This is a genomic window from Pseudoalteromonas sp. EB27, assembly GCF_001974875.1.
Lineage (GTDB): Bacteria > Pseudomonadota > Gammaproteobacteria > Enterobacterales > Alteromonadaceae > Pseudoalteromonas.
Genome location: NZ_MTQD01000011.1, coordinates 145,635 through 161,616 on the forward strand (window position 1 = coordinate 145,635; position 15,982 = coordinate 161,616).

Genomic DNA, 15,982 nt, shown 5'->3' on the forward strand with positions numbered 1-15,982 from the left:
CTAATTAATTTAATGAGTAATAAACGCGCAAAAATAAGAGCAGAAATTCGTAACACCCGTAAAAACTTGTCAAATAATCAGCAAATAATTGCTGCGCAATCGCTAAAAATGAATTTTATTCAACATTTAAAAAGCGAAAAAACAACGAATTCAAAGCATATTGCCATTTACTTAAGTAACGATGGGGAGTTAGACACTTCATTGTTAATTAAAGAATTATGGAGTTTAAACCATACCGTTTACCTACCTATAATACACCCATTCAATAGCGCTAATTTACTATTTCAGCGCTATGAGAAAAACTCACCCATGAGAGCAAATCGCTATGGTATCTTGGAGCCTAAGCTGAACTGCTCTCAAATATGCCCATTACCAGTGCTTGATTACCTCCTTATGCCATTAGTTGCATTTGATAAACAAGGTAATCGCCTAGGAATGGGAGGTGGGTTTTACGACCGGACTTTGGCGCGTTTGCACGAACAAAATTGGCAAAAACCACAACTAATTGGCCTTGCACATGAATGCCAAAAAGTTGAGGCCCTACCAATCGAGTCGTGGGATGTACCACTTAAAACCATTATCACCCCAGATAAAACATACTGTTGGTAACAATTAAATTTGATTACTAACCGCATATTTCTGACATACATGAGCACAAAGCAATGACACAAGACGAATTAAAAAAAGCAGCTGCTTGGGCAGCACTCGAGTTTGTAAAAGAAAACACCATTGTAGGTGTGGGTACAGGCTCTACTGTTAATCACTTTATTGATGCCCTTGGCTCAGTAAAGGACACTATTGTAGGCGCTGTATCAAGCTCAGAAGCCTCAACCGCGCGCCTACAAGCGTTGGGTATTGAAGTATTTGAGCTTAATAACGTTGCTGCTTTAGATGTATACGTTGACGGCGCTGACGAAATAAACGCTCAAAACGAAATGATTAAAGGCGGCGGCGCAGCGCTAACACGTGAAAAAATAGTAGCGGCAGTTGCAAAACAGTTTGTGTGTATTGTTGATGACACAAAACTGGTAGATACATTGGGCGACTTCCCGCTTCCGGTAGAAGTTATTCCAATGGCGCGCAGCTACGTTGCACGAGAATTATTAAAACTTGGTGGTGACCCTGTTTATCGCCAAGGCGTAGTTACCGATAATGGTAACGTTATATTAGATGTATTTAACTTAAAAATTACCAATGCCAAACAACTTGAAACACAAATAAATTCAATTGTTGGCGTAGTTACCAACGGCCTATTTGCAATGCGAGGTGCTGATAAAGTGATTATCGGTACTAAAAATGGGCCACAAATTAAATAGGATGAGGTTATGAGTAAGGTATCGTTAGCAAAAGACAAAATTAAAATTCTCTTGCTTGAAGGTGTTCACCAAAGCGCTGTTGAAACGCTAAAACGTAACGGTTACAGCAATATCGACTACGTTAAAACATCCTTACCTGAGGACGAGCTTAAAGAGCGCATTAAAGATGTTCACTTTGTAGGACTTCGTTCTCGTACTCATATTAACCAAGCCGTATTAGACTCAGCTGACAAACTAGTTGCTGTTGGGTGTTTTTGTATTGGTACAAACCAAGTTGATTTAGATGCAGCACGCGAACGCGGTATTGCTGTGTTCAACGCACCGTTTTCTAATACTCGCTCAGTTGCTGAACTTGTACTTGGTGAAATTCTACTTTTATTACGCGGTATTCCAGAGCGTAATGCAGCGGCTCATCGTGGTGGCTGGTTAAAAACAGCAAATGGTTCGTTTGAAGCACGTGGTAAAACTTTAGGTATTATTGGCTACGGTCACATTGGTACTCAGCTAGGTATTATGGCTGAAAATATCGGTATGAACGTTGAATATTACGATATCGAAGATAAGTTATCACTGGGTAATGCAACACAAGTTCATAACCTAACTCAGCTGTTACAACGCTCTGATATTATTAGCTTACATGTACCAGAAACACCGCAAACTAAAAACCTTATTGGTAGCGCAGAACTTGCTGTTATGAAGCAGGGGTCTATTTTGATCAATGCCTCACGCGGAACTGTGGTTGATATTGATGCTCTTGCAGAAGCGCTTACAGAGAAAAAACTAAGTGGTGCAGCAATCGATGTGTTCCCTACTGAGCCAAAATCTAACGATGAAGAATTTGTATCGCCACTGCGCCAATTCGACAATGTTATTTTAACGCCGCACATTGGTGGTTCTACACAAGAAGCACAAGAAAACATTGGTATTGAAGTAGCGGGTAAACTGGCTAAATACTCAGATAATGGCTCAACTATTACTGCGGTTAACTTCCCTGAAGTATCGCTGCCTGAGCTTGCTAATCGTAGCCGTTTATTACACGTACACCACAACCGCCCTGGTGTACTAACGCAAATTAACCAAGCGTTTGCACAGCACGGTATTAATATTGCTGCGCAATACCTACAAACAGACGCATCTATTGGTTATGTAGTTATTGATGTAGATACAGATCAATCTGAAGTAGCACTTAAAGAACTAAGCGCTGTTGAGGGTACAATTAGAGCACGTATTCTGCATTAGTAATTAATCAACTATTCTAATATCAAAAAGGGTCACTTCAAAGTGACCCTTTTTTTGTATTTAGTTTACATGTACTTTCTCAAGTATTTTTTGAATACCGGATCTGTTGCAGCCAACTCTTTTTGCTCAGCCAATATATCTTTTAAAATAGCGCCTGAGGTAAGCGGGTTTGCAAGTACCACTCTAAATACAACGGTAGGTTGATTGTCGTATTTAGAAGGCGTTAAACGAGTACGTGATACAAATGAGCGACCAGACTCTCGTTGACGCTTTTGCATACTGGCAGTAAAACGGTTCAGTGAAGCAAAAATATCTAACCGAGTTGCAGCATCTGCATCGGCTATTGTTTGTTTAATTTGCTTAGGTACATAACGATACGTTAATAGGCACAACTCAGGTTCTGAGATAAGCTCAAAGTCTTCATCAGCTTTGATTAAGTCAGCAAAGTAATGTGCTTTTTTGATGCTTCGATCAATCAGCATTTCGTAACCTTTACGACCAATAACACGTAAGCAAGCATGTACTAACATTGCCATACCAGGTCGGCTGCCTTCAAGCGTGTGGCTACCTAAGTCTTTTGAACCTTTACGTAATATGTACTCAGCGTGATGCTCTATTGCATCTGTGGCCGCGGGATCTTTAAATAAAACTAAGCCCGCTCCCATTGGTACATACATTTGTTTATGTGCATCGATGGTAATTGAATCTGCTCGCTCAATCCCTTTTAGTAAAGGGCGATGCGTGTTCGATAAAAGGGTCGCTCCTCCCCACGCAGCATCTACATGAAAATGGCAGTTAATGTCTTGTGCTAAGTCGGCCATTTCATCAAGTGGGTCAATATTACCGGTTTCGGTTGTACCCGCTACCCCAATAATCGCCATTACTTTAATGCCTTGCGATTCAAGCTCACGTGCTTTTTCGCGCATAGCTCCTACATCAACTTTATTATTTTCGCAGGTTTTAATACCAATTAAGTTATCGCGACCAATACCGAGTAAATCAACTGATTTACCTAATGAGTAATGTCCGCGTTCTGATATTAATACTGCTAAACCTTTATAGCCGTAATGCAGCATACCGGCAATTAGGCCTTGTGCGCCAATACCTCTAAAATCACCATCGGGTTTTAATAAGCGGTTTCGCGCAATCCAAAGCGCAGTAATATTAGCAACCGTTCCACCTGAGCAAAATGCACCTAATGAGGTTTTAGCACTGTGCATCCATTTAGAATAAAACGAATCTTCTTGCCCATAAGCTAAATGATGCATCATTCCAAGCACTTGACGCTCAAGAGGCGTAAACGCTTTAGACGTTTCTATTTTTACTAGATTTTGATTTAGCCCTACCATCAATTTTGACAGCGGTAATAAAAAATGCGGCAAGGCAGAGGTCATATGACCAATAAAGCTAGGCGCAGCTGTATGCACAGAATGCGCAACAAGTTGCTCCATTATGTCTTGAGCATAAGCAGATACAAACGTTGGATCCTCTGGGATCACTGCCGACTGAAAATCTTTTTCGATTTCATGTAATGGTTTTTCAATTGCCGCTATATTTTCGTTTAAGAAACCTGCTAAATTACTCGAAATTTCAAGCTCGATTTTGCTTAAAGTTGAGTCTGGCGCTTCAGGTACAGTAAATATACGCTTAAGGCTTTCTTTAGAGGCGACGGCACAACGCTTTTGATCCATCTCAATACCTAGTGTGTGTAGCTAAAACACGCGCTTACCCATCAAAAACGCCTATTTTTTAGGACATTTAGAGCAATCGTGTTTCTTTAAAAATTGCGCTAACTTTACTGCAATATAACTAAAATGTCTCGTTTAAACCTATAAAAGCAATCAAAGCGATGACAAAAAAATGATAATTCAGGGTCTATTTATCTTTCAAGGTTAAATTTGCAGCAGCCTGTTTGGTATTTAGGCAAGGCAGCGCCTATGTAGTGTGGTTATTCCCCATAAATAGGCGATAACGTAGCATTAATGCCAAACAGGCTCTGCCCAAAGGGTTCTGCCTAGGGCCTATTTACTCTTTGTTGCTCGGTTTTTACTTAGCCCACTAGGTTACAAATCTCGCGTCGCGATTAAATCGCCTCTAGTTTGAACAAATTATAATCCGCAAAGATAAACAGACCCTAATTAAAACTCTACCAAACCTAATTATTTATTGGGCATTTACTTATTTTGGGTATAATAAATTTGATAACAAAAAAGGGACACATATGCCAGAAGGAAGAGTCAAAGTTAGTTGGATAGTGGCAGGCTTTAGCTTGTTTTTAATAAGCTTGCTTACCTACGTTTACTACACTTACCAAACTACGCGTGCTGAAATAATGCAGTCGGTTGATAATCGCTTACTTAATGCAGCCACCAGCGTTAAACATATCTTAGGTGAAAATTACCTAAGTGCGGTTAATCAAGGCGACAACATAAGTTTTTCTTACTATCAAAATAAGAGTAAACAGCTCTCTGAGTTCGCTCAAGCACTTGATATTGCTTATGTGTATTCAATGATTTTAAAAGACGGAAAGGTTCTTTTTAGCTCATCAAGCTACACGCAAGACGATCAGAATAATGGCAAAGTAACTCAATTTTTAGATCTCTACCCTGAAGCTACCGATGCCAATATAAGTGCTTTTTATTCAACAGAACCTGTATTTGAAATATCGAGCGATCAGTGGGGCCACTTTAAAACTATTTTTATTCCTTACGTTGACCCTATTAACGGCAATACCTATTTAACGGGTGCCGATATAACTATTTACAATTTAAACGAACAACTTAAAGAAAGTGTGTCGAAAGCTGCTGCAATGGCTAGCTTCTTCTTTTTTATCGCGATACTTGTTGCCGCTATATATATTTATTTACTAAAACGGTCTTTAGCAACTGACTCTAGTACTGGTTTTTCAAATCATATTGCTCTTGAGTACTTTATTAAAAAAAGTAATGCACATCACATGCAGTTAGCCGTTATTTGGGTTAATGAAATAGAAGATATAAACAGTTTCTACGGCACTGAAGTGGGTGATAAAGTAATGAAAAACTTACTTATTCACTTTAAGCTCAGAAGCTCTGCGCATTGCCATATATACAGGCTAGCAACCAATAAAATAGTATTACTCGCGCCAAAAGAAATGAGTAATGACGAATTTACCGAGCTCGTAAAAACATATAACTTTAATACCCCAGTGTTAACTGATCCTTTTATTTATATAACCCTATGTGCAGGTATTGCCAGTGGTAATAAATCGCTACTACTTGAAAACGCTCATATAGCGGCGCTGCAAGCAAAACAAGGCAGACATAGTGTAGTTAACTACTCAAAAGCGCTACACGATGTAAAAACGCAATATCAATACAATGTTGAAATGGCTAAAGAGGTGCGTGAAGCGTTTGATAACAACCGTATAGTGCCTTACTTTCAACCTATTATTGATACTAATACCAATAAAGTTGTTCAATACGAATGTTTAGCTCGAATGGTAACAGCGCAAGGTGAAGTATTAAAACCTGATGCATTTTTAAATGTTGTTACTCGCTCAAGAATGGACGGAATACTTACCCGTACTATATTTTCACAATGTGTTAGTCGCTTTAGAAAAACAGATATTTGCTGGAGTTTAAATATAACTGCACAAGATATGCTCGACCCTAATTTAAGTGAGTTTATTGCAGACGAACTTAAGCGTTACCCGCATCCTGGTAATATCACACTAGAGCTTTTAGAAACCCAAGCTATTGCTAACTTTTCTGAAGTAAAAGCATTTATTGGAATGGTTAAAACGAAAGGCGTTAAGGTTATTATTGATGACTTTGGTAGTGGTTATTCAAATATATCAAACGTACTTAAGCTTGAAGTAGATGGTATTAAGCTCGATGGCGCACTAATAAAGCAAATAGTGAATGACAAAGACATCTACTTGTTTATTGAACATATAGCCAGTTTTGCTAATCAACTTGGTTTACAATTAATGGCAGAATCCGTAGAAAATGCAACCATAGTAACCGCACTTAAAAAGGCGAATGTAACACTAATGCAAGGCAACTATTTTGCCCACCCAGTGCCACATGTTAATACGGTTACAGAAGAATTAGCACTTTAACTTACTTTAACCAGGGCGTGTTGATCTTTGTGGATTGAAATTTGTTCAATCTAGGGGCGATTAAATCGCGGCGCGAGGTTTGTAACCTAGTGGGCTAAGTAAAAACTGAGCAACAAAGAGTTAATCGTCCCTAGAAAGAACCCAAAGGGCAGCACATGTTTGGTCTTTATGCTGCGTTATCGCCTATTTATGGGGAATAACCACACTACATAGGCTCCGCCTTGCCTAAAAACCAAACATGCTGCTGCAAAATCAATCACGAAAGGTCAACACGCCCTAGGTAAGTTTATAACGAGTCGGTGGCTTTGCTGGCCACTGGCCCAGTATTTACGCTCAAAAGGCGTAATTGCATCGTTTGACTCATAAAGTGTTACATCGCAAGGGTTGCCTGTTAATTCAAGCGCACGAGCAAACTCCTTAACGTAAATATCCCAATTGCTGCGCACTTCTAATTTTCCACCTAACTTAACGATAAATGGAAAAATAGCTGCGCCATGCCAGCGCCTACGAATATGCTTAGATTTAGGCCACGGGTTTGGATACAACAAATAATGGTGCGTAGGTTGCCAATTAGCAGCAACCGCTAAACGCCAAAAGTCATTTAAGTCTGCTTGCACTAAGATGTACTGACCACTGTCGGTTTGCTTATATTCAACATCGTGCTTATCTAAGCGGTGCGACGATTTATCAATACCGATTACAAGTGCATCAGGGTGGCGCTTAGCTAAGTTAGCTGAGCTTTCACCTACGCCACAACACGAGTCTAAAATAAGCGGACCACTAAAGGCTTGTACTTTGGCATTAACCTCGTCAAATGCGGCTTGGGTATGCGCTGCTATTGGCTTTTTAAATTCAGCATCTAAGTGCTTATTTACTATTTCATCAAGCTTTTCGTGAATACCCGCTTGATTAGATACAATACTACGTGAATTTGCATCACTCATTAGTGTCTTAGCCCCACACCTTTTTTGATCAATGTAAGCGCCAATGTAAATAACGCTGTTATAAATACTAAAATAACCCCAAGAGCCACGCTCAAATCAACATCCGACACACCTAAAAAGCCATAACGAAATGCGTTAACCATATAAATTATAGGGTTGATTTGTGATACATTCTGCCAAAACTCAGGCAGCAACGTAATTGAATAAAATACACCGCCTAAGTAAGTTAGTGGCGTTAAAATGAAGGTGGGGATAATGCTTATATCGTCAAAACTATTTGCGTAAATTGCATTAATTAAACCACCTAAAGCAAACACAGCTGAGGTTAAAATAACCGTCGCCATAATTACAAAAATATTATGAATTTGGATATCAACAAATAATAACGACACACAGGTCACTATAAAGCCCACCATAATACCGCGTGTCATACCGCCACCCATATAACCTAGAACAATGATGTAGTTAGGTACAGGTGCAACTAAAAGCTCTTCAATGCTTTTTTGAAACTTTGTTGAGTAAAAACTAGAGGCTACGTTGGAATAGGAATTAGTAATAACCGACATCATTATAAGGCCAGGTACAATAAACTCCATATAACTAAAGCCGCCCATATCACCAATACGTGAACCAATTAAGTTACCAAAAATAACAAAATATAAGCTCATCGTAATTGCTGGCGGTACTAAAGTTTGCACCCAAATACGTAAAAAACGAATACACTCTTTAATCCATAAACTCTTTAAGGCTACGCCATATTTAAACATTTACTCGCCCCGCCCTTGCTCTAGTAATCCTACAAATAGCTCTTCTAATCTGTTTGCTTTATTTCGCATACTCAACACAGTATTACCTTGAGCTGTTAACGCACTAAATACAGCATTTAGCCCTTGAGATTTAGCAACTTCCACTTCAACAGTGTGATCGTCCGTCATGGTAAATTTATAACCTTCAAGCGTTACAGGGCTTGCTGGCATTTTTAAGTCTAAAATAAAGGTTTCTTTATCAAGCTTTGCAAGCAATGCTTTTATGGTGGTGTTTTCAACAATTCGGCCATTATCGATTATGGCGATGTTTTTACACAGTAACTCTGCTTCTTCAAGGTAATGTGTAGTTAAAATAATAGTAACGCCTTGCTCATTTATTTGGCGTAAAAAATCCCACATTGAACGACGAAGTTCTATGTCTACCCCCGCTGTTGGCTCATCAAGTATAAGCAACTTAGGTTCGTGCATAAGGGCACGCGCAATCATTAATCGACGTTTCATACCGCCTGAAAGCGTACGTGCTTGTTTGTCTTTTTTCTCAAGCAAGCCAAGCTGTGCTAAGTACTTATCAGCACGTTTATGGGCTTCGCCACGTGGCACACCATAATAACCGGCTTGGTTAACAAGTATTTGGCTAAGTGTTTCAAATTGGCTAAAATTAAACTCTTGCGGCACGAGCCCTAAATGCGCTTTTGCAGCTTCTAAATCGGTATCAATATCACAACCGAAGACTTCTACTTTGCCTTTTGTTTTATTAACAAGTGACGAAATAACACCAATTGTAGTTGATTTACCGGCTCCATTTGGACCAAGTAATGCGAAAAAGTCGCCCTCTTTAACTTGTAAATCAACGCCTTTAATAGCCTCAACACCATTTTTATAAACCTTGGTAAGGCCTTCTATATTTAAAGCAATATTTTGCTTATTCATTACTTACCCTCACCATAACCCCAACGTTTTGTTAGGTTATGTTCAATATTTAAATGATCTAAAATTCTCGCCACCATAAAATCAACTAAGTCTTCAATACTTTGTGGCTTATGATAAAAACCAGGCGCTGCTGGCATTATGGTCACACCTAAACGAGATAACTTAAGCATGTTTTCTAAATGAATTTCGTTAAACGGTGTTTCGCGCGGCACTAAAATAAGTTGTCCGCGTTCTTTAATTACCACATCAGCAGCGCGCTCTAATAAGTTATCTGACGCCCCTACTGCAATTGCAGAAACCGACCCTGCACTACATGGGCAAACCACCATTTTTTTAGGCGCCGCAGAGCCCGAAGCCACAGGGCTAAACCAGTTATCTTTACCGTATACTTTTAGCTGCTCGGGTTTAGCATTAAACAGCGTACTTAACTGCTCAGTGGCTTTATCTTCATTACCTGAGAGTTTAATATTTGATTCTGTATCAAGCACCACTCGTGCTGCACTTGAGATAAGTACGTAAACTTGAAATTGCTGCTCAAGTAATACTTCAAGTAACCTTAACCCATAAGGCGCACCTGATGCACCGCTAAAAGCGAGCGTAATTCTATCTTTAAATTGCACACTATTCTCCGCTGTATTTATCAGCTAAACCATCAACAAGGTGTTGATGAAGGCCATTAAAACCGCCATTGCTCATAATTAAAATATGTTGATTGGGCTCAATATTTTCAAGCACCGTATCGATAATTGTTTGTGTGCTGCTAAAGCACTGCATACCCGCTTTATCTGCTTGCTCTTTTAGCGACCAATTTAGATTCTCTGGTTCAAAAAGTAGTACGTCGTCAGCATCGCGCAGTGAATCTAATAATGTATATTGATGCACACCCATTTTCATGGTGTTTGAGCGCGGCTCTAAAATAGCGATAATTTTTTCATCGCCTACTTTTGCGCGCAGTCCTGCAAGCGTAGTTTTAATTGCTGTTGGGTGATGCGCAAAATCGTCATACACCTTAATATTATTTATATCAGCCTTTAGCTCCATGCGCCTTTTAGGGCTAATAAACTCACCTAAGGCATCAATACTATGATCAATAGCTATACCCACATGGCGCGCTGCTGCGATAGTCATAATTGCATTTTTAACGTTATGTTCGCCTATTGCTTGCCAGCAAACAGTGCCCTGCTTTTCGTTATTTAAAAGTACATTAAACTCACTACCATCGGCTTTTATTAATTCATAGCTCCAATCATCGCCTAGCGTTTCGCTTTCGCTCCAAAGCCCTTGTGCTATTACGTCATTAAGCGCTACGTCTTGCTTTGGCCAAATTACCTTGCCGCTTTGAGGTAATGTACGCATTAAGTGATGAAATTGTTTTTTTATTGCGTTTAAATCTTCGAAAATATCAGCGTGATCGAATTCAAGATTATTTAAGATAAGTGTACGCGGGAGGTAATGTACAAACTTACTGCGCTTATCAAAAAAAGCAGTGTCGTATTCATCGGCTTCAATAACAAAAAATGGCGTTTCACCGACTTTGGCCGATACACCAAAATTTTGGACTATGCCGCCAATTAAAAACCCTGGTTTTAAACCTGCGTACTCTAACACCCAAGCAAGCATACTTGCTGTGGTTGTTTTACCATGCGTACCGGCGACAGCAAGTACCCACGAGTTTTGTAATAAATTATGTTTAAGCCATTCAGGGCCGGAGGTGTAAGGCAGACCTTTATCAAGCACATATTCAACACACGGGTTACCACGACTCATTGCATTACCGATAACTACCATATCTGGCTTTGTCTCTAATTGAGATACGTCGTAGCCTTGAGTCAGTTCAATGCCAAGCTCTTCAAGTTGCGTACTCATTGGTGGGTAAACGTTTTGATCAGAACCCGTTACTTTATGACCTAATGATTTAGCAATGGCTGCAATGCCACCCATAAACGTGCCACAAATGCCCAAAATATGTATATGCATATACTTTCCTTAAATCGTATGCTCACTTTACAGCTATGCAAAGTTTAATGGCGCTATAATGCCAAAATTCGTGCTTAGTTACCATTGCGAGTAAGCATTTCACTCGTGCCAAAATGTCCACTTGATAATAAAAAAGCCTTCTTAGTCAGAAGGCTTTTTTATCTAGTCAATTATTTTCTACATCATTAAAAATACAATCAAACCGACACCGAGTAATAGACGATATATCACAAATGGCAACATACCCATTCGCTCTATTACTTTTAAAAACATAAATATACATGCATAAGCCGATAAGAACGATAGCACCACACCCAGTAATAATGTATTCCAATCAACTACATGGTCACCCAGTGCAAGCTCTGCAATATAATAAAGCCCCATCATAGAAATAATCGGAATCGCTAGTAAAAACGAAAAACGCGCTGCGCTTTGCTTATTCATACCCAACATTAAACCAGCGGTCATCGTGATACCTGATCGAGAAGTACCCGGGATCATTGCAACAGCTTGTGCGAAACCAATGATAAGTGCCGTTTTCCAATTGAGCTGATAAATAGTTTTGATTTGTTTCCCTTTTGCATCCGCGTACCAAAGCAATAAACCAAATACAATGGTGGTAGTAGCAATAACCCAAGCGCTTCGCAGGTATAACTCAATAAAATCTTTTAAAAGTAAACCTAAAATAGCGGCTGGCACTGTACCTAAGATAATCCACCAGCCTAATTTACTGTCATCGGTAGTGCCTTCCTTACCAAAAGATTTAAACCATGCGCTTAGTATATCTACTACTTCTTTACGAAAATAAATAACGACGGCTATTAAAGTACCAACATGTACTGCTACGTCAAACGCAAGCCCTTGATCTTCCCAGCCTAAAATTTGCGATGGGAGAATTAAATGCGCAGAGCTCGATATTGGTAAAAACTCAGTAAATCCCTGTATGAGGGCTAAAATAATTATTTCGATAATACTCATAGGTTAGAAAACTCCACCTTCCATAGCTTTTGTTGAGGGTTATTATATTCATTCCATAACTGCGCAATCGTTTGCTTAGCTACAGGATGATAAAAATCTGGGGCAACCTCACTCAGAGGTTGTAATACAAATGCATTTTTAGTTATTTCATCACGTGGTAATTGCGCTGGGGAATCGCAAGTTACATCATCATAAAACAGTAAATCTAAATCGAGCGTTCGTGGACTGAATTTTTTATCGTTTGCTGTACGCCCATTATCACGTTCTATTTGTTTTAATAAAGCGCATACATCAGCAAGCGACATATCAGTTGTAGCGCCAACTACTGAATTATAAAAATTATTGCCAGCAAACCCAACTGCTTCACTTTCAAAAACAGACGAGTGCACAATGTGCTCAAAGTGCTGCTTAAGTGCAATTAATGCACATTGTATATAATGCGCTTTATTTATATTTGACCCTAGGCTGATATAAATTTGGGCCATTTAGTCAGTTGCCTTAACGCGTGTAATTTCAACACCCACAGTTTGTGCTTGTGCTACTGCTGCAGGTTTACTTACTCTTATAGTAACTTGTGGCGTATTAAACTCGCTTAAAATAATCTCAGCCAACTGCTCAACCAAAGTTTCTAGCAACTCAACAGGTTTTGCAGTGCAGTGCTTAATAACGCGTTCGCTTACTTTTGAGTAATCCAGTGCTAAATTAATATCGTCATTTTCGGCTGCAGGCTTAATATCACTAAGCATTTCAATATCAAAATAAAGGCTCTGTTTACTTTCTTTTTCAAAGTCGTACACTCCAATAATAGTGTCGACGTGCAATTGAGATATAAAAACCTTATCCATTGATACTCCAAATAACAACAAACGACTAAGCAACGATACAAAGCATCAATAAAATTAATACTGTATATGGTTTAGCCAGTGTTTAAATATGTGAAAATAACTTCTACAATAGCAAAACAACCAAACTAGCTATTAAATAGCCTGTTAATAATTTTCACGATAAATTTTGCTGCCAATAATAGCTTAAAAGTACTATCAATTGGTATAGCAATTAAAAAATAAGGAAGCGTGTGTTAGCCACTTTAATGTTTGTTTTAGCTTATTTACTTGGGTCGATTTCGTCGGCTATTTTAGTGTCGCGGTTGTTCAAACTCCCTGACCCTCGTAATAGCGGTTCTAACAACCCTGGGGCTACAAATGTTTATAGATTAGGCGGAGCATTTCCGGCTTGCTTGGTTTTAGTGTTTGATATTTTAAAAGGCACTATTCCAGTATGGGGAGCTTATTTTTTAGAAGTTGAACCTTTAGAGCTTGGTTTAGTCGCTGTAGCAGCTTGCTTAGGCCATATGTACCCACTGTTTTTTAGCTTCAAAGGCGGTAAAGCCGTAGCAACGGCATTTGGCTCATTATTACCTATTGGCTTATCATTGGCTGGTTTACTTGTTTGCACATGGCTGGTTATAGTGGCAATAACACGCTATTCATCACTTGCGGCGCTTGTAGCTGTATCTTTAGCACCTTTATATACATGGCTAATAAAACCACTTTATACTCTTCCGGTTACTTTTATTACGCTGTTAATTATATTTCGTCATCGTACTAATATTATTAGATTATTTAGTGGGGAAGAACCAAAAGTGGGCGCTAAAAAAGCGCCCACTGATGAAAACAAAAATCTTTAAAATTTGAGCAGTTAAATCGACTCAAGGCTATCTATTGGCCAACGCGGTTTTGTTTTCATATCAAGACTTGCGAACTGACCTGCTTTTAAACGTTGCATTCCAGCATAAGCAATCATTGCACCATTGTCGGTACAAAATTCAGTACGCGGATAAAAAACGTCGCCTTTCATACCTTTCATCACGCGTTCGAGCTGCAGGCGAAGCTGTGTATTTGCACTTACGCCACCGGCGATTACTAAACGCTTAATACCTGTTTGTTTAAGCGCTCGCTTGCACTTAATAACCAGCGTATCAATAACCGCTGTTTGAAATGCATGCGCTATATCAGCTTTAGTTTGATCGTCGTCGTCATTTTCACGAATAGTGATTGATGCTGCAGTTTTTAAACCACTAAAACTAAAATCAAGACCTGGTTTGTCGGTCATCGGGCGAGGAAAAATAAAACGCTTCGCAACGCCTTGTTCGGCCATTTTAGCTAATCGCGGACCTCCTGGGTAGTCAAGACCAAGTAACTTAGCCGTTTTATCAAAGGCTTCGCCTGCGGCATCATCAACTGACTCACCTAATACTTCGTATTGTCCAATACCCGCTACTTTAACCATCATGGTATGACCGCCCGATACAAGCAATGCAATAAACGGAAACTCAGGAATATTGTCTTCAAGCATCGGAGCAAGTAAATGCCCTTCCATATGATGAACAGCAACAGCTGGAATATCCCAACCGTATGCTAATGAACGACCAATAGAAGTACCTACCAATAATGCACCAACTAAACCTGGGCCTGCAGTATAAGCAATACCATCTAAATCTTCTGGGCCACAACCTGCTTGTTCAAATGCTGCGTCTATAAGTGGTAGCGTTTTACGAACATGATCGCGCGATGCCAGTTCCGGTACTACACCGCCATAATCAGCGTGTACTTTTACCTGGCTGTATAATTGATGAGCTAACAAGCCTTTTTCGTCATCGTATATTGCAATACCTGTTTCATCACATGACGATTCAATGCCTAAAATTCGCACTGTACTTCTCCTGCCTTTAAAGTTTTTACTTCGCTGTTTTTATAACGTAAGACCAATATTTGTTTGACCATCTTCTAGGGCAAACTTTTTAAGTGCTTTTACGCTATCAGAGGTGATACGCCCCATATTTTCTACAAAATCAATTAGCTCACCTAATACTTCAATTTCGTATTGCATTAATGGGTGTTCTCTTACAGCTGTGTTATCTGCAACCTCACCTTCAACCGTCATTTGATATTCAATAAAGCGTGCCACTGTTGCTTGAGATATTTTACTGACACTAATGAACTCTTGTTCATCTTGCGCCATTAGACCGTGCATTAAGCTAAGTAAAGACGTTGCGGCATCAATAGCAGGGTAAGTACCAAACATATCAAAATCAGCAAGTTCAGGAACATTCGGTTCTATTTTTTCAACTTGTTTTTCGAGATCTATTTTACTTTTAGGCAGTAATATTTTTTCCCAACAAACATTAAGCGAATTACGAAGTAAGGTTTCATCACCAAACCCCGTTGCTTCGCTAAATAAACCGTAATTTGGCAGCATTCGCTCTATTAGAGCACTCGCTAAAACGGCTTTTTGTAAATAGTTAAGCTCTCTAATACGCTGAAAATTATTTGCTTTAGTCATTCTTTAACGTCTCACACGACCAACAAAAATCAAATGTTGATCCATTATGCTCATTACAGTTAGGGCATACCCAATCTGGAGCGGATTGTTTTACTTGTTGATAGTTTACCAATATTTGGCGCGCATGGCGCTCTTTTATCGAATAAACCTGCACACTAACTTGTGCTTGATCAAATGGAATTTCTCCCAATGCGCCTTGGAGCATCTCACCTTTAATTTTGCATTCAATGCCACTGGTTTGTATTAAACCTTTAATAATATTAGCTTCAAGGGTATTTTCGGCTTTATAAATTGTAACCCATTGAAAAGAGCTATCAGTTGAATTTTTATTATTAATATTTTGCAATATTCACCTCATTTATTTTGTGTGTACAATGTCGAGTATTA

At 39.2% G+C, this 15,982-nt stretch carries 17 protein-coding genes; 5 read left to right on the forward strand and 12 right to left on the reverse strand.

Annotated features, from left to right (window positions below; all coding sequences use genetic code 11):
* Positions 1 to 12: 12 nt before the first annotated feature.
* From BW142_RS13615 to serA, 3 genes are read left to right on the forward strand one after another with little or no spacing between them, the layout of a single operon-like run.
* Positions 13 to 609, forward strand: a complete 597-nt coding sequence (locus BW142_RS13615) for a 5-formyltetrahydrofolate cyclo-ligase (RefSeq protein ID WP_076925205.1) — start codon at positions 13 to 15, stop codon at positions 607 to 609.
* A 53-nt stretch (positions 610 to 662) separates the two neighbouring features.
* Positions 663 to 1,316, forward strand: coding sequence for a ribose-5-phosphate isomerase RpiA (rpiA, locus tag BW142_RS13620; protein ID WP_076925206.1), 654 nt, complete (start codon positions 663 to 665; stop codon positions 1,314 to 1,316).
* Between the two features lie 9 nt (positions 1,317 to 1,325).
* Positions 1,326 to 2,555 carry a phosphoglycerate dehydrogenase gene (gene serA, locus BW142_RS13625; RefSeq protein WP_024600597.1) on the forward strand — a complete coding sequence of 410 codons (1,230 nt, stop codon included), beginning with the start codon at positions 1,326 to 1,328 and terminating at the stop codon, positions 2,553 to 2,555.
* Positions 2,556 to 2,620: 65 nt separating this feature from the next.
* Here the strand turns inward: serA and panP are convergent, their stop codons facing one another.
* Positions 2,621 to 4,246 (reverse strand): pyridoxal-dependent aspartate 1-decarboxylase PanP, encoded by a 1,626-nt coding sequence (gene panP, locus BW142_RS13630; protein WP_076925207.1) that lies wholly within the window; start codon positions 4,244 to 4,246, stop codon positions 2,621 to 2,623.
* Positions 4,247 to 4,776: 530 nt separating this feature from the next.
* On the opposite strand from panP, the gene BW142_RS13635 reads away from it, so the two are divergent.
* The gene (locus BW142_RS13635; RefSeq protein ID WP_076925208.1) at positions 4,777 to 6,657 is read left to right on the forward strand and encodes a GGDEF domain-containing protein; all 1,881 of its coding nucleotides are present in this window, start codon (positions 4,777 to 4,779) and stop codon (positions 6,655 to 6,657) included.
* 266 nt (positions 6,658 to 6,923) lie between these two features.
* Here BW142_RS13635 and BW142_RS13640 read toward each other — a convergent pair whose 3' ends face one another.
* From BW142_RS13640 to folB, 8 genes are all read right to left on the reverse strand, one after another.
* Positions 6,924 to 7,601: an SAM-dependent methyltransferase gene (locus BW142_RS13640; RefSeq protein ID WP_024604061.1), complete on the reverse strand. Its 678-nt coding sequence runs from the start codon at positions 7,599 to 7,601 to the stop codon at positions 6,924 to 6,926.
* The gene (locus tag BW142_RS13645) at positions 7,601 to 8,368 is read right to left on the reverse strand and encodes an ABC transporter permease (RefSeq protein WP_007584748.1); all 768 of its coding nucleotides are present in this window, start codon (positions 8,366 to 8,368) and stop codon (positions 7,601 to 7,603) included. The genes BW142_RS13640 and BW142_RS13645 overlap by 1 nt, the downstream gene beginning before the upstream one ends.
* Positions 8,369 to 9,298, reverse strand: coding sequence for an ABC transporter ATP-binding protein (locus BW142_RS13650; protein WP_076925209.1), 930 nt, complete (start codon positions 9,296 to 9,298; stop codon positions 8,369 to 8,371).
* Positions 9,298 to 9,918, reverse strand: coding sequence for a flavin prenyltransferase UbiX (locus tag BW142_RS13655; protein WP_002961027.1), 621 nt, complete (start codon positions 9,916 to 9,918; stop codon positions 9,298 to 9,300). Before BW142_RS13655 ends, BW142_RS13650 begins: the two co-directional genes overlap by 1 nt.
* A gap of 1 nt (position 9,919) precedes the next feature.
* Positions 9,920 to 11,275, reverse strand: a complete 1,356-nt coding sequence (gene mpl / locus BW142_RS13660) for a UDP-N-acetylmuramate:L-alanyl-gamma-D-glutamyl-meso-diaminopimelate ligase (protein ID WP_076925210.1) — start codon at positions 11,273 to 11,275, stop codon at positions 9,920 to 9,922.
* 177 nt (positions 11,276 to 11,452) lie between these two features.
* A complete protein-coding gene (locus BW142_RS13665; RefSeq protein WP_076925211.1) occupies positions 11,453 to 12,253 on the reverse strand; it encodes an undecaprenyl-diphosphate phosphatase in 801 nt (266 codons plus the stop codon).
* On the reverse strand, positions 12,250 to 12,738 hold the full coding sequence (gene folK, locus BW142_RS13670; RefSeq protein WP_007584740.1) for a 2-amino-4-hydroxy-6-hydroxymethyldihydropteridine diphosphokinase: 489 nt from the start codon (positions 12,736 to 12,738) through the stop codon (positions 12,250 to 12,252). The genes BW142_RS13665 and folK overlap by 4 nt, the downstream gene beginning before the upstream one ends.
* Entirely contained in the window at positions 12,739 to 13,098 is a 360-nt protein-coding gene (gene folB / locus BW142_RS13675; protein WP_007584738.1) for a dihydroneopterin aldolase, read from the reverse strand.
* Between the two features lie 230 nt (positions 13,099 to 13,328).
* Between folB and plsY the strand changes: the two genes are divergently transcribed.
* Positions 13,329 to 13,940 carry a glycerol-3-phosphate 1-O-acyltransferase PlsY gene (gene plsY / locus BW142_RS13680; RefSeq protein ID WP_024600589.1) on the forward strand — a complete coding sequence of 204 codons (612 nt, stop codon included), beginning with the start codon at positions 13,329 to 13,331 and terminating at the stop codon, positions 13,938 to 13,940.
* 11 nt (positions 13,941 to 13,951) lie between these two features.
* Here plsY and tsaD read toward each other — a convergent pair whose 3' ends face one another.
* Genes tsaD through BW142_RS13695 form a run of 3 tightly spaced genes read right to left on the reverse strand, consistent with a single transcriptional unit; the run spans position 13,952 to position 15,941 of the window.
* Complete coding sequence (tsaD, locus tag BW142_RS13685) at positions 13,952 to 14,965, reverse strand: tRNA (adenosine(37)-N6)-threonylcarbamoyltransferase complex transferase subunit TsaD (RefSeq protein ID WP_076925212.1); 1,014 nt, start codon at positions 14,963 to 14,965, stop codon at positions 13,952 to 13,954.
* A 39-nt stretch (positions 14,966 to 15,004) separates the two neighbouring features.
* Complete coding sequence (locus tag BW142_RS13690; protein WP_007584732.1) at positions 15,005 to 15,595, reverse strand: YjaG family protein; 591 nt, start codon at positions 15,593 to 15,595, stop codon at positions 15,005 to 15,007.
* Positions 15,588 to 15,941 (reverse strand): DUF2007 domain-containing protein, encoded by a 354-nt coding sequence (locus tag BW142_RS13695; RefSeq protein WP_076925213.1) that lies wholly within the window; start codon positions 15,939 to 15,941, stop codon positions 15,588 to 15,590. The genes BW142_RS13690 and BW142_RS13695 overlap by 8 nt, the downstream gene beginning before the upstream one ends.
* Positions 15,942 to 15,982 lie beyond the last annotated feature (41 nt).

Coding starts and splice junctions, on each gene's coding strand:
- BW142_RS13615 (WP_076925205.1), top strand. CDS start 13: ATGAGTAATAAACGCGCAAAAATAAGAGCAGAAATTCGTAACACCCGT.
- rpiA (WP_076925206.1), top strand. CDS start 663: ATGACACAAGACGAATTAAAAAAAGCAGCTGCTTGGGCAGCACTCGAG.
- serA (WP_024600597.1), top strand. CDS start 1,326: ATGAGTAAGGTATCGTTAGCAAAAGACAAAATTAAAATTCTCTTGCTT.
- panP (WP_076925207.1), bottom strand. CDS start 4,246: ATGGATCAAAAGCGTTGTGCCGTCGCCTCTAAAGAAAGCCTTAAGCGT.
- BW142_RS13635 (WP_076925208.1), top strand. CDS start 4,777: ATGCCAGAAGGAAGAGTCAAAGTTAGTTGGATAGTGGCAGGCTTTAGC.
- BW142_RS13640 (WP_024604061.1), bottom strand. CDS start 7,601: ATGAGTGATGCAAATTCACGTAGTATTGTATCTAATCAAGCGGGTATT.
- BW142_RS13645 (WP_007584748.1), bottom strand. CDS start 8,368: ATGTTTAAATATGGCGTAGCCTTAAAGAGTTTATGGATTAAAGAGTGT.
- BW142_RS13650 (WP_076925209.1), bottom strand. CDS start 9,298: ATGAATAAGCAAAATATTGCTTTAAATATAGAAGGCCTTACCAAGGTT.
- mpl (WP_076925210.1), bottom strand. CDS start 11,275: ATGCATATACATATTTTGGGCATTTGTGGCACGTTTATGGGTGGCATT.
- BW142_RS13665 (WP_076925211.1), bottom strand. CDS start 12,253: ATGAGTATTATCGAAATAATTATTTTAGCCCTCATACAGGGATTTACT.
- folK (WP_007584740.1), bottom strand. CDS start 12,738: ATGGCCCAAATTTATATCAGCCTAGGGTCAAATATAAATAAAGCGCAT.
- folB (WP_007584738.1), bottom strand. CDS start 13,098: ATGGATAAGGTTTTTATATCTCAATTGCACGTCGACACTATTATTGGA.
- BW142_RS13690 (WP_007584732.1), bottom strand. CDS start 15,595: ATGACTAAAGCAAATAATTTTCAGCGTATTAGAGAGCTTAACTATTTA.